Annotated in this window: 11 protein-coding genes; 7 read left to right on the top strand and 4 right to left on the bottom strand. The window is 55.3% G+C overall.

The annotated features are described in order from the left end of the window. Positions 1–6: 6 nt before the first annotated feature. Complete coding sequence (locus O1V65_RS06845; RefSeq protein ID WP_165429569.1) at positions 7–1,374, bottom strand: formimidoylglutamate deiminase; 1,368 nt, start codon at positions 1,372–1,374, stop codon at positions 7–9. A gap of 167 nt (positions 1,375–1,541) precedes the next feature. On the opposite strand from O1V65_RS06845, the gene hutC reads away from it, so the two are divergent. The 3 genes from hutC to hutG all read left to right on the top strand — a co-directional run bounded on the left by hutC (position 1,542) and on the right by hutG (position 4,512). Next, positions 1,542–2,327 carry a histidine utilization repressor gene (hutC, locus tag O1V65_RS06840; RefSeq protein WP_017491175.1) on the top strand — a complete coding sequence of 262 codons (786 nt, stop codon included), beginning with the start codon at positions 1,542–1,544 and terminating at the stop codon, positions 2,325–2,327. Between the two features lie 131 nt (positions 2,328–2,458). Further along, entirely contained in the window at positions 2,459–3,709 is a 1,251-nt protein-coding gene (gene hutI, locus O1V65_RS06835) for an imidazolonepropionase (RefSeq protein ID WP_017491176.1), read from the top strand. Beyond that, on the top strand, positions 3,706–4,512 hold the full coding sequence (gene hutG, locus O1V65_RS06830; protein ID WP_084912705.1) for an N-formylglutamate deformylase: 807 nt from the start codon (positions 3,706–3,708) through the stop codon (positions 4,510–4,512). The genes hutI and hutG overlap by 4 nt, the downstream gene beginning before the upstream one ends. Before the next feature lie 133 nt (positions 4,513–4,645). On the opposite strand, the gene O1V65_RS06825 is transcribed toward hutG, so the two are convergent. Then, complete coding sequence (locus O1V65_RS06825) at positions 4,646–5,332, bottom strand: FadR/GntR family transcriptional regulator (RefSeq protein WP_084912706.1); 687 nt, start codon at positions 5,330–5,332, stop codon at positions 4,646–4,648. A gap of 277 nt (positions 5,333–5,609) precedes the next feature. Here O1V65_RS06825 and O1V65_RS06820 point away from each other — a divergent pair, with 277 nt between their 5' ends. Both O1V65_RS06820 and uxuA read left to right on the top strand, forming a co-directional pair. After that, positions 5,610–6,923, top strand: coding sequence for an MFS transporter (locus O1V65_RS06820; RefSeq protein WP_017491179.1), 1,314 nt, complete (start codon positions 5,610–5,612; stop codon positions 6,921–6,923). 51 nt (positions 6,924–6,974) lie between these two features. Further along, positions 6,975–8,156, top strand: a complete 1,182-nt coding sequence (gene uxuA, locus O1V65_RS06815; protein ID WP_017491180.1) for a mannonate dehydratase — start codon at positions 6,975–6,977, stop codon at positions 8,154–8,156. Positions 8,157–8,266: 110 nt separating this feature from the next. Here the strand turns inward: uxuA and O1V65_RS06810 are convergent, their stop codons facing one another. After that, positions 8,267–9,097, bottom strand: coding sequence for an AraC family transcriptional regulator (locus O1V65_RS06810; RefSeq protein ID WP_017491181.1), 831 nt, complete (start codon positions 9,095–9,097; stop codon positions 8,267–8,269). Between the two features lie 201 nt (positions 9,098–9,298). Here O1V65_RS06810 and melA point away from each other — a divergent pair, with 201 nt between their 5' ends. Together melA and O1V65_RS06800 are read left to right on the top strand one after the other, a co-directional pair. Beyond that, positions 9,299–10,606 (top strand): alpha-glucosidase/alpha-galactosidase, encoded by a 1,308-nt coding sequence (gene melA, locus O1V65_RS06805; RefSeq protein WP_269130340.1) that lies wholly within the window; start codon positions 9,299–9,301, stop codon positions 10,604–10,606. A gap of 79 nt (positions 10,607–10,685) precedes the next feature. Continuing rightward, positions 10,686–11,954, top strand: a complete 1,269-nt coding sequence (locus O1V65_RS06800) for an MFS transporter (RefSeq protein ID WP_084912709.1) — start codon at positions 10,686–10,688, stop codon at positions 11,952–11,954. Positions 11,955–12,092: 138 nt separating this feature from the next. Here the strand turns inward: O1V65_RS06800 and O1V65_RS06795 are convergent, their stop codons facing one another. Further along, positions 12,093–13,217, bottom strand: a complete 1,125-nt coding sequence (locus O1V65_RS06795; RefSeq protein ID WP_084912710.1) for a dipeptidase — start codon at positions 13,215–13,217, stop codon at positions 12,093–12,095. Between the last annotated feature and the right edge of the window lie 91 nt (positions 13,218–13,308).

Here is a 13,308-nt window from a genome sequence, read left to right as displayed (position 1 = left end):
TGGCTCCTACTCCTGGCCCAGGAGTTTTAGCAAGGCGAGAAAGTCGGCCGCCGCCTCTGCCTGCTGCGGATGACGGCCTGCAATAATTTTAGCCTCTCCCGCCACCCATACGTCCTTAATTTGTGAGGCATTGCCCGCAAATAACCAACGATTGAGCAATTGGCCGTCGTCTGCCGCGGCCAGATACGGGCAGTCTGGGTCCAGCACCAGCCAGTCCGCACGATAACCGGCCGCAAGTTGACCGATTGCTATCGCGCAGGCCTGTGCGCCACCGGCTAACGCCTGCGTATAAAGCAGGTCGCCCACCGAGGGTTGCTCGGCGGTGGTCAGACGATTGCGTCGCGTATCGCGCAGGCGCTGACCATATTCCAACCAGCGCAGTTCTTCGACTACGTTGAGAGAAACATGGCTGTCTGAACCTATACCCCACCGGCCGCCGAGGGCGAGGTAATCCACGCCCGGGAAGATGCCGTCGCCCAGATTGGCTTCGGTGGTTGGACAAAGACCCGCGACCGCCCCGCTCTGAGCCAGCTGTTTAAGCTCGGAGCCGTCGGGATGCGTGGCGTGGATAAGACACCAGCGTGCATCGACCTCAAAATGATTAAACAGCCAGGCAATAGGCCGCTGACCGCTCCACGCGAGGCAGTCGTTGACCTCTTTGATCTGTTCGGAGATATGAATATGCACCGGTAAATCACTGTCGCTGGCGGCCAGCACCAGCTGCATCTGCTCGAGCGACACCGCGCGCAGCGAATGGAAGCACAGCCCCTGATTCTGCGTGGCAAACCCGTTAATCTGTGAGGCAATAGTCTGCTGCTGACGAAGATAGCTGTCGGCGTCCTGAATGAAACGACGCTGGCCCGGCTGCGGCGGCTGAGCGCCAAACCCGGCATAGCTGTAGAGCACCGGCAGCAGGGTCAGCCCGATCCCCGCCTGCACGGCGGCGTGGCTGAGCGCGGCGGTCATCTCACCCGCATTGGCGTAGGGCTTGCCCTGCGGGTCATGATGCAAATAGTGGAATTCGGCGACCTGGGTATAGCCGCCCTTGAGCATTTCGATGTACAGCTGACGGGCGATGACGCCGACCTGTTCGGGCGTCAGGCGACCAACCATGCGATACATCAGCTCACGCCAGGTCCAGAAGCTGTCCTGCGGATTACCCGCCACTTCAGCGAGCCCGGCCATCACCCGCTGAAAGGCGTGAGAATGCAGATTCGGCATGCCAGGAATCACCGGCCCCGGCAAGACCCTCGCGTCATCGGCGCTGGAGTTTGGCAGCGCTTCAGTGATAAAACCGTCACTGCTGACCACGAGACGGACATCCCTGGCCCAGCCGTCAGGCAATAAGGCGCGGGAAGCGAAATATACGGGCATGGCTGCCTTCCTGATTCAGTGTGTTAAAAACAGCAAAATAGAAATTTTAAGCAACTTTTGAGATTTTATTCATCAGCTTGTCTATACATATACATACGGCGCTGAGAACTGTAAACTCCAGACCTTGGATTTTTGAAGAAAATTTTAATAATAGTGAGGTAAGTGGCATGTCTGACCAATCGTTGTCGGAACAACAGGTGGTGTCACAGCAAATTCTGTCGCAGCTCTCTGCGGCGATTAGCGATACACCGGCACCGATTTATCAGCGCGTGAAGCAGGCGATTATCGGCCAGATTCGCACCGGCGTATGGCAACCTCATCAGCGCGTGCCGTCGGAGAGTGAACTGGTCAACGAACTTGGCGTCAGCCGCATGACCATCAACCGCGCACTGCGTGAGCTGACCAGCGAAGGGTTCCTGATCCGCATGCAAGGGGTGGGTACCTTCGTTGCCGAGGCCAAGGCCTACACGCCGATGCTTGAGGTGCACAACATTGCCGATGAAATCGCCGAGCGCGGCCACCGCCACAGCAGCAAAATTCTGATTTGTGAAGCTCGCGCGGCGGATGCCGAACAGGCGTTGCAGCTCGGCATTGCACGCGGCGACTCCCTGTTTTATTCACAGATCGTTCATTACGAGAATGACGTCCCGGTGCAGATTGAAGAACGCTGCGTGAATCCAAAAACCGCACCCGATTACTTACAGCACGTCTTCAACAACCGGCTGCCCTATGACTACCTGATGCAGGTTGCCCCGCTGACCTCCGGCGAGCATCGCGTGGAGGCGGTTAGCGCCAGCGCCGAGCAGAGCGGTCATTTGCAGCTCAAAGAGCACGAGCCTTGCCTGCTGATTCATCGTCGCACCTGGAGCGGTAATCAGGTGGTAACCTCGGCGAGACTGCTGTATCCCGGCTCGCGCTATCAGCTGTTTGGCCGCTTTACCAGCCACGGCTAAGCCATTGTGCACGGCGGCCAGTAGATTGAGAAATAAGAAAAAGCTATCGCTCTCCCGCTTGCCGCCCGGGATTTTATGCGTTAGCTTGCCTGTGGTTGTCTATACAAGATACGTTCAGTCAGGAGATTCTCATGGCGGCACCCTTGCATTCAGCGTCCCCTTTCGCGGGTAAAACCCCCTGCGACAGCCTGTGGTTTGGGGCGGATTTCGTCACCCTGCGCGACGGGCGCTACAACATCATCGAAAACGGCGCGCTTGCGGTTAAAGACGGCAAGATCCTGTGGATCGGCCCGCTCAGCGAATGCCCGGACTTTTCGGCCCCCCAGCGCACCGACTTTGGCGGCGGCATCGTGACCCCCGGTTTTATCGACTGTCATACCCATTTAGTCTTTGGCGGTGACCGTAGCGCCGAATTCGAACAGCGCCTCAACGGCGTTAGCTATGCCGAAATTGCCGCTCAGGGCGGCGGCATTCTTTCCACCGTCAACGCCACCCGCGATGCCAGCCACTCACAGTTGCTTGAGCAAGCCGAATTTCGCCTGCGTCCGCTGCTGGCAGAAGGCGTAACCTGCATTGAAATAAAATCCGGATATGGGTTAAGCGTTGAAAGCGAACTGAAAATGCTGCAAGCGATCCGCGAGTTGGGCGCGACGCAGGCGGTTGAGGTCAAATCAACCTGCTTAGCCGCTCACGCCGTGCCGCCAGAGTTCAAGGGGCGGGCCGATGATTATATTGACCTGATCTGCGATACCCTGCTGCCTCAGGTGGCACAGGAAAATCTTGCCGATGCGGTCGACGCTTTCTGCGAACATCTGGCCTTTTCACCCGCCCAGGTTGAGCGCGTGTTTAACGCCGCCGCATCACTGGGACTGCCGGTCAAGCTGCACGCAGAACAGCTCTCATCCTTGCACGGCAGCACCCTCGCGGCGAAGCATCACGCGCTTTCCGCCGATCATCTGGAATACGCCACCGAGTCTGACGCTGAGGCGATGGCAGAAAGCGGCACCGTCGCGGTGTTGTTGCCGGGCGCCTATTACCTGCTGCGTGAAACCCAGTGTCCACCGGTTGAGCTGTTCCGTCGTCACGGTGTGCCGATGGCGCTGGCGAGTGACGCTAATCCCGGGACTTCGCCCGCACTGTCGCTGCGCCTGATGCTCAATATGGCCTGCACGCTGTTTCGCATGACGCCGGAAGAAGCGCTGGCCGGTATCACCTGCCACGGGGCGAAGGCGCTAGGATTACAGGAAACGCACGGCACGCTGGAAAGCGGAAAGGTGGCCGATTTTGTACACTGGCCGCTCGCGCGTCCGGCTGAACTGGTTTATTGGCTGGGGGGGCAACTGCCCTGCACCGTGGTTTATCGAGGAGAAATTCGTTTATGAGTCTTGCCGATCCGTTTGAATTTATTCAGGGCAGCGCGCCGCTGCTGATCAGTATTCCCCACGCCGGGACCCATCTTACGCCTGAAGTCGCTAGCGGCCTGACCGACGCCGCGCTGCCGCTTTCCGATACCGACTGGCATATTCCGCAGCTCTACGATTTTGCCAAGGCGCTGGGCGCGAGCATGATCATCGGCCAATATTCGCGCTTTGTGATTGACCTCAATCGCCCGGCCGATGACAAACCGCTTTACACCACGGCCACCACCGGGCTGTATCCCGATACCCTGTTCGACGGTCGTGCGACCTTCAAAGAAGGCCAGCAGCCGAGCGACGAACAACGTCAAGGTTATCTGAACGATATCTGGCAGCCCTACCATCAAAAGATCCAGCAGGAACTGGCCCGCCTCAAGCAACTGCACGGCTACGCCATGCTGTTTGACGCACACTCTATCGCCTCGGTTATCCCACGCCTGTTCGAGGGTAAACTGCCGGACCTGAACCTCGGCACCAACGGTGGGCTTAGCTGTGCATCGGGACTCAGCGACGTGGTAGAGGGCTGCTGCACCGCGCAGGATAAATTCACCCACGTGCTCAACGGCCGCTTTAAAGGCGGATACATCACCCGCGCCTACGGCCAGCCCAACCAGCACCTGCACGCCGTTCAGCTTGAGCTGGCGCAGTGTAACTATATGGAAGAGATTGAGCCGTACCCCTATGCGCCGCAAAAAGCCGAGCCCTTACAGGCAGTGTTAAAGCAGATGCTGGGCGGGATGCTGCATTGGGGTGAACAGGTTTATAAATAAGCCTGCTAAGCCTTGGCAATGACCACCACACTGCCAAAGTCGCTGGAGCTGCGGCCGTATAATCCCGATGAGTCACCGCAGGTCAGTGAGATTCGGGTCAATATGCGCGCCGCCGCTTCAGGGAGGCGGAAGGTTATTCATTAAATAACCGGTCATAGACGTGTTGCAAATGCAGCTGCATCGCCTTCTTGGCCGCTGTCGGGTCACGGGCCAGAATCGCATCGGTGATGGCCTGGTGGTCGGCGTTCATCTCCAGCGGAAAGTCAGTCTCGGCATAGTGTGCCTCCAGGCGGACAAAGCGCGCCGACTCACGCTTGTTCCACAGATATTCCATCATATCGCGCAGCACTTCATTGCCGGTCATCTCGCTAATCATCAGGTGAAAGCGTTTATCCTCCTGCAAGAAATCCTGATTGTTGATGTTCAACTGCGTCAGTTCACGGTTGATTTCAGCCAGCTTTTCGCGCTGATCGTCGGTGCCGTTCAAGGCGGCAAGCTCGGCGGTGGTACATTCATAAATCTGGCGAGCCTTCACCAGCGATTGCAGGCTGAATTCCTCTTCTGCCGGTGCGGTCGACTGCGTCGGCAGTGGATTATTGACGTAAACGCCATTCCCGGTGCGGATCTCCACCCAGCCGGTTATCTCAAGAGCAATCAGGGCCTCACGAATCGATGAACGGCTGACGCCCAACTGCTTCGCCAAATCACGCTCAGAAGGAATCATCTGCCCCGGCAAAAATTCACCGCCGTTGATATACCCGATCAGCAGATTGGAAATCTGACGGTAGAGCCTTTCCACTTTTAGCGTTGGTAATTCCATTTTATTCCTCGAATTTGATTCTGCTATCGCGCTGATTTATCAGGCTCTGATACCGATACCGCGCCAATATGACTGCGTCTATCATAGCGCCTAAGCCCCCGACTCGTCGCGCACTGCCCCATTTATTGGATGATCAATATTGCAGCAAGGATCACATTAATTTACTTCAGACTGCTGAATTATACACAGGCCTGATGGCCTGACCAGCAGACGATTGGGCCACAAGATTATTATTACTGACCGACCCTACGATAAAAAACATAAGTAAGGACAGGCTATGCAAACCTCTTCTCTGGACAGCGTGCTGCCGGAAACACTCGCCAGATCGAATAAAATAAAGCGCATTCAGACCCTTTCCCTCACCCTGCTGTTCATGGCAGGGATCGTTAATTTTCTCGACCGCGGGTCACTGTCGATTGCCAATCAGGCCATCCGCGGTGATTTAGGACTTTCGGCCACCGAGTTTGGCTTTCTGCTGTCGGCGTTTTCACTCTCCTACGGCATCTCACAACTGCCCAGCGGCATTCTGCTCGACCGTTTTGGCCCACGCGTAGTGCTTGGCGGCGGCCTGCTGTTCTGGTCAGTGATGCAGGCCCTGGCGGGCAGCGTTAACAGCTTCAGCCATTTTATTATGCTGCGTATCGGGCTTGGCATCGGCGAAGCGCCGTTTATGCCGAGCGGCGTCAAGGTGGTGAACGACTGGTTTAACGTCAAAAAACGCGGCCTGCCGATGGGCATTTTCAACTCCTCGACCACGCTCGGTCAGGCGTTCGCGCCGCCAATTTTGGTCGCCCTGATGCTGGCGTTCGGCTGGCGGATGATGTTCGTTATCATCGGCGTGGCGGGCATCGCTATCGCGCTCTGCTGGTACGCCTGGTACCGCAATCGAGATCAAATCAGCCTTAGCGCCGAGGACACCGCCTATCTCGACAGCGGCAGCAAACCGCTGGTCCAAACCCGCCTTAGCCTGCGTGAATGGGGTTCATTGTTTAAACGTCGCAGCGTCTGGGGGATGATTTTAGGCTTCAGCGGCGTTAACTACACCGGCTGGCTCTATCTGGCCTGGTTGCCCGGCTATTTGCAGGCCGAGCGCGGTCTGAGTCTGGCTAACACCGGCTGGGTTGCGGCCATTCCCTTCCTGTTTGGCTCGCTTGGCATGCTGGTTAATGGTGTGGTGGCAGACAAACTGGCCAATAAAGGTTACTCGCTGTTAAGAAGCCGAAAGGCGCTGATTTGCTTTGGCCTGGTGTGTTCGGCGGCCTGCACTCTGCTGGTTATCCAGTCTTCGAGCACTGCCGAAGCCGTCGCCTTTATTAGCCTCGCGCTGTTCTTTATCCACTTTGCTGGCACCTCTGCGTGGGGGCTGGTACAGATTATCGCACCTTCGCGCATGGTGGCTTCAGTCAGCAGTATTCAGAACTTTGGCAGCTTTATCTTTGCCTCTTTTGCGCCGATTGTGACCGGTTGGGTGCTCGACACCACCGGCTCGTTTAACTGGGCGTTAGTGGTGTGCTCATGCGTCACCTTTGCCGGTGCGCTGTCCTATTTCTTTATCGTTAAAAACCCAATTGAATCGGCTGCAACAGCCTGACCCATTTGCCGCCACCGCTCGGCGGCGCTGATGAAATACAAGGAGTAAAACATGGAGCAAACATGGCGCTGGTATGGCCCAAAAGACCTGGTTTCGTTGGATGACGTGCGTCAGGCTGGCGCAACCGGCGTGGTCACCGCCCTGCACCACATTCCTAACGGTGAGGTGTGGCCGATTGAGGAAATCAAACAGCGTCAGGCGGAACTGGCCGAGAAAGGCCTGGTTTGGTCGGTGGTCGAAAGTATTCCGGTTCACGAAGAGATTAAAACCCGCAGCGGACAGTGCGAACAGCATATTGCCAACTACCAACAGTCGATGCGCAACCTCGCGGCCTGCGGCATCGATACTATTTGCTATAACTTCATGCCGGTGCTCGACTGGACCCGCACCGACCTCGGGTATCTGTTGCCAGACGGCTCGCGCGCACTGCGCTTTGACCAGACGGCCTTTGCGGCCTTCGAGCTGCATATTCTGCAACGTGAAGGGGCTAAAAAAGATTACTCCTCCCTCGAACAGCAGCAGGCGGCAGAGTATTTTGCGGCGATGTCCGAGCAGGAAAAAGACACGTTAACCGCCAATATTATTGCCGGCCTGCCGGGTGCCGAAGAAGGCTACACCCTGGAGCAGTTCCGCGCACGTCTGGCGACCTACGACGGCATCGACAAGGCGGGCCTGCGTGACAACATGGCGCACTTCCTGCGTGCCATCGTGCCGGTTGCCGAGCAGCACGGCCTGCGCCTTGCCGTTCACCCGGACGATCCCCCGCGTCCGATCCTCGGCCTGCCGCGCATCGTCTCCACCCTCGAAGATATGCAGTGGCTGAAAGACACCGTCGACAGCGTGCACAATGGCTTCACTTTCTGTACCGGTTCATACGGCGTCCGTGAGGATAACGACCTGGTGAAGATGTTTACTGCCTTCGCCGACCGCGTTCACTTTATTCACCTGCGTGCCACCACGCGCGAGGCGACGCCGGGCAGTTTCCACGAGGCCGACCATCTGGACGGTGATGTGGATATGGTGGCGGTTATTAAAGCGATACTGACCGAAGAGCAGCGCCGCCAACGCACTCAGGATCTACGCCCTATTCCGATGCGCCCCGATCACGGTCATCAGATGCTGGATGACCTGAAAAAGAAAACTAACCCGGGCTATTCAGCCATTGGCCGACTGCGCGGGCTGGCCGAACTTCGAGGCGTTGAACGCGCACTGAAGCAGACGCTTTTTTCTTGATAGCCGCTGAGTTGAATATTTAGCCCTGCCCCCGCTTTCCCCGTCACGACAAAGGGGAAAGCGGGGGTGAATCTGCCACAAAAAATTCCCGCCCTCTACTGCTCCCCCCTTTACTGCTCCCGCCCAAGATTCTGCTCTCGCCATTTGGCCGGCGATACGCCATGAACCTGCTTGAACGCCTTGGAAAAGTGAAGCTGGTTTTCATAACCTACCGATATTCCCACCACCTTGATGGCGGTATGTTGATTGCACAACAGGCTAACCGCGATGCTCATACGGAAATTAAGCAAATATTCCTTGGGGCCGATGCCGTATTGGCTTTTAAACAGGCGGCAGAGATAGCTGCGGTTGATATTGCAATAAGCCGACAGGCTCTCGATGGTCAGGTTTTCATGGTAACGGTTTTCAATCTGTTTGATTGCCTTACGCAGGTGCTGCGCTTTGTCGTTATGCTGCTCTGCCATACCCTGCTGCGTATTGCCAATCAGTGCAGAAAAGAACAGGTAACACAGGCCCAGCACCTTGAGGCGATGCCCATCCCCGTCGGCAATGATCTGCCGCAGGCAGCGCTCGGCGTCAGCGCCTTGTTCAGGCCGATTGGGCCGATAAACGGGAAACTGTCGACTCAGCCCGCACTCCGCAAAAATCTTGCTGGCCACCAGCCCATCGACCTCAAGCCACATGTAGTGCCAGGGGCGACGTTCATCGGCACAGTAGGTGGTCACGTCGTGCGGGTGAATCAAAAACCCTTCTCCCGCCGCAACGCTAAAGGATCCGTATTCACTGTGCAGAACGCCGACACCACTTATCACATAATGAAATAGATAGTGCTGACGCACAGCGGGTCCAAATCGGTGTCCCTTATCGCAATCTTCCTCTCCGTACTGATAGAGATTCAACTCGATATTGTCTGTGCGATTCAGCGTAAAGGTCTTATGCATCAGTGGACGTCCGTGATTTTCTTGCCTGTTCTAGCAGTGTAGTCGAGGCAAATTATGGCGTCCGTCATCAAATCAAGATCTCGCTCACATTATTCGAGGTGAGTCATTTTTCACCATAACAAGGTCACATTCATCCATATCTCGCGCCGCCATTGCAGCGTAGTTTCAGCAAATCGAAAACAGCAGCAGTGGAGAGATTAAATGATAAAAGTCACTTTCATGGGCGCGGGCAGCACCATCTTCGCCAAAAACGTGTTGGGCGATATTATGGCGACCCCGGCATTAAAAGAGGTGGATATTGCGTTATACGATATTGACGGTGCGCGCCTCAGCGAATCGTTGGCCATGTTGAACAATATCAACCGTAATACCAACGCCGGACGGGCGAAAATCACCCCCTACCTCGGCGTAGAGAATCGCCTCGCGGCACTCAAGAATGCCGATTACGTGGTGAATGCCATTCAGGTCGGTGGCTATGACCCTTGCACCATCACCGATTTCGCCATCGCCAAAAAATACGGCCTACAGCAAACCATCGCCGATACCTTGGGAATTGGCGGTATCTTCCGTGCCCTGCGCACGCTGCCGGTGATGTTTGATTTTGCACGGGATATCGAGGCGGTATGCCCTGACGCCTGGCTGCTGAACTATACCAATCCCATGGCGTCTTTGACCGGTGCCATGCTGCGTCATACCGGCGTGAAAACCGTCGGGCTATGCCACAGCGTTCAGGTCTGCGCGCAAACGCTGTTACAAAGCGTGGGGATGCCGACCGATGGCGTACAGTTCCATATCGCAGGCATTAACCATATGGCATGGCTGCTGGATATTCGCCGCCACGGTGAGGACCTTTACCCAGAGATCAAGCGTCGAGCCAACGCCTTAGAGGGCAAGCACGATGACATGGTGCGCCACGAAATCATGAAGACCTTTGGCTACTATGTCACTGAATCCTCAGAACATAACGCTGAATACATGCCCTACTGGATTAAGCGTCACTATCCACAACTCATTGAGCGCTTCAATATTCCGCTCGATGAATATCCTCGCCGCTGCATTGAGCAGATTGAAAAGTGGCAGCAGCAGAAACTGGCGCTAACCCACGATGCCAACCTGACGCACCAGCGCAGCCATGAATATGCCTCTTACATCATTGAGGCGATTGAAACCGACAAACCTTATAAGATTGGCGGTAACGTGCTGAATACCGGCCTGATAACCAACCTGCCCGCCGAGGCCTGTGTCGAGGTCCCTTGCCTGGTAGACGGTCAGGGAGTCAGCCCTTGCTACGTCGGTAATTTGCCGGTGCAGCTCGCCGCGCTAAACCGCACCAATATCAATACCCAGTTACTGACCATTGAAGCAGCGGTCAGCCGCAAACGTGAGGCTATTTACCACGCGGCGCTGCTCGACCCGCATACCTCTGCCGAGCTGTCTATCGATGACATTCGTAAGCTTTGCGACGAGCTTATCGACGCGCACGGCACATGGCTCCCTGCCTATCATTAATCATTAAATCAAGCTGTTACTGCATCAAAACCCATAAGGCGCAGGCCCGTTCTGCGCCGTCAAAAATGGACGGTGGACCATGTTCTATTTAAAAAACAAAAATTTTTGGATCTTCGGTGCCTTCTGTTTTTTCTATTTCTTTATCATTGGCGCGGTGATGCCTTTCTTCCCCATTTGGCTGCATGACGTCAATCATCTCGACCAGCGACAAACTGGCGTAGTCTTCGCCAGCATGGCACTGTTTGCCCTGATATTTCAGCCGGTATTTGGCTTCGTCACTGACAAGTTTGGACTGAAGAAACATCTGCTTTGGATGATTATCTTTCTGCTGCTGTTTCTGGCCCCGCTGTTTATCTATGTGTTCTCGCCGTTACTGCAAAGCAACTTCTTTTTAGGCGCGTTGCTGTGCGGGATTTATCTGGGCGTGGTGTGCAGCGGTGGGTCACCGGCCATTGAAGCCTACATCGAAAAAGTCAGCCGCCGCAGCCAGTTTGAGTATGGTCGCGCTCGTCTGTTTGGCTGCATTGGCTGGGCCATCTGCGCCTCTATCGTCGGCTATATGTTCACCATCAACAATCAGTTTGCTTTTTGGCTGGCATCAAGCTTTGCGCTCGCCATGGCGGGCTTGCTCTATCTTTTCAAACCGGAAAAAGGCAATACGCTAAAAGTGGCGGACGGGCTGGCGTTGAACCATAACCCGGTGCAGCTAAAAACGGCGCTTGGCCTGCTGAAAATGCGCAAATTTTGGTATCTGGTGATGTATATCGTTGGCGTTGCCTGCGTGTACGACGTCTACGATCAGCAGTTCGCCAACTTCTTTACCTCTTTCTTCCGCGACAGGCACGCCGGTACCCAGGCGTTTGGATATGTGACCACGCTAGGCGAGTTTCTCAATGCTTTCATCATGTTCTTTGCGCCGCTTATCATCAATCGCATTGGCGGCAAGAATGCGCTGCTGATTGCCGGACTGATTATGTCGGTGCGGATTATAGGCTCGTCGCAGGCGGAGTCGGTTACGGCGGTGATTTTACTCAAGACGCTGCATATGTTTGAAGTGCCGTTCCTGCTGGTGGGCATTTTCAAATACATCACCACCCAATTTAACGTCAATCTTTCCGCCTCCATTTATCTGTGGGGTTACTGCTTCTTCAAGCAGCTATCGGCGATAGGTATGTCTTATGCGGCAGGTCTGATGTACGTCAACTATGGTTTCAAAACTTCTTATCTAATGCTGGGATGCATTGCGCTGCTGTTCACCCTCATTTCGGCCTTTGTTCTGAGCGGTAAAGCGGCGATTGTCGAGGAAGAAGGCCTGCACGCGCCTGCTCCGCGGCCTGCTGCGCAATGAACCCCTGGCCCACTCACCCCTTGAGGAGACGCTCTTGCAGGAAACGATGGGGTTGCGCAGAACTGACGGTCGGGGTTGTTCTGCGCGGCCCCTTTAACAGGGCTTCAACCTTAATTTATTGAATATAATAAACTTAAATTACTCACCCCAGGTTCTTTCGAGCACGCTAATCCAATTTTTATGGCAGATTTTCTCCAGCAGCGAAGTGTTATATCCCGCCTTGCGCAGCGCGGCTTCGAACTTGCGCAGGCCGCGCACATCGACCATGTCCGGTGTCAGTGTTACGCCGTCGAAGTCTGAGCCAAAGCCCACTTTGTCTTCACCGAGTTTCTCGACCAGGTAATCGACGTGGCGCACCATATCGAGCACCGAGGCGTCCGGGGATTTTTGCCCGTCTTCGCGCAGGAATGACATGCCAAAGTTCACGCCGACAAAGCCGCCGCTCTCTTTAATCGCCTCGAGCTGTTTGTCGGTCAGATTGCGTGACTGAGCGCTGAGTGCATGGGCATTAGAGTGGCTGGCCACCAGCGGTGCGTCGCTGTGTTTTGCCACCTGCCAGAAACCTTTTTCATCCAGATGCGACAGGTCAACCATGATGCGTTTCTGATTACAGGCCTTGACCAGCTTAATCCCCAGCTCGGTGAGTCCCGGTCCGAGGTCTGGCGATGACGGAAATTTGAACGGCACGCCGTGCCCAAAGATGTTCGGACGGCTCCAGACTGGGCCAATCGAACGCAGCCCCATCGCGTAGAACACGTCCAGCAGATAGAGGTCAGGGTCAATCGCCTCGGCGCCTTCAATATGCATAACCACAGCTAATGATTGATTTTGTATCGACTCACGGATTTCTTTCGCGCTGCGGCAAATTTTTACCGCGCCCGCAGAGGCTTTTTCGATACGCAGCAAAAACGCCATCATGCCAATTGTGACGTCACGCGCAGAATTGAAATCTGGCGTCGGAGAAAAATCGGGATGCTTATTAGTACCTTCCAACAGGAAACGAGTATCAATTCCTGAACCCGGCACGATACTTGCTTCTTCCGTTAAGTCAGGCAGCTTCGGTGAGGGAACATAGGCCGCGAACAGGCCTCCGGCAAAGCCTGCCTCACGGCAGCGTGCCAGGTCCATTTGCCCGCAGGCGGGACCTTCCAGAAACGCGTGTTGCGGATTTTGGCGATGATTTAACCAAAGTTGCAGTAAAACGTCGTTATGTCCGTCAAATACCGGTACCGGGCCTTCAGTTGCGCTGACTATGTTATTCATAAAAAAGGTCTACCCTTGGTTAAGCACGACAGGAATGATTCAGCCTCGCTCTTAAAAGGTGCAATTCATTTCTGAATCGCACCACGCATGA

The organism is Rouxiella badensis (assembly GCF_026967515.2).
GTDB lineage: Bacteria > Pseudomonadota > Gammaproteobacteria > Enterobacterales > Enterobacteriaceae > Rouxiella > Rouxiella badensis.
The sequence above is the reverse complement of the archived record's forward strand: the minus strand, read 5'-3'. Positions and strand labels throughout refer to the sequence as shown.